The organism is Natranaerobius trueperi, assembly GCF_002216005.1.
Classification (GTDB): domain Bacteria; phylum Bacillota; class Natranaerobiia; order Natranaerobiales; family Natranaerobiaceae; genus Natranaerobius_A; species Natranaerobius_A trueperi.
The window spans coordinates 1-263 of the sequence record NZ_NIQC01000116.1 but is presented as its reverse complement, the minus strand read 5'-3'; the positions used below and the strand labels follow the sequence as shown (position 1 = coordinate 263).

Annotated in this window: 1 pseudogene; it reads left to right on the top strand. The window is 41.8% G+C overall.

The features are described 5' to 3' along the window. Positions 1-263, top strand: a pseudogene (locus CDO51_RS14000) (group II intron reverse transcriptase/maturase); the annotation flags it as partial.

Below are 263 nucleotides of genomic sequence, written 5' to 3'. Positions count from 1 at the left end.
TAGCGAGAAAGACGGTGCAGAAAGTTTACTTGATAAATTACTACACACAGGAAATTTAAATGCAGCTTACAAAAGAGTAAAGCAAAACAGAGGTGCGGCAGGTGTTGACGGGATGACAGTCGATGAGTTAATGCCTTATCTAAAAGAGAACAAGGATGAATTTCTAGAGAGTTTGAGAAGTGGGAAGTACAAACCCCATCCAGTCAGACGAGTAGAAATACCTAAACCTGATGGTGGGGTAAGACTTCTTGGAGTCCCAACAG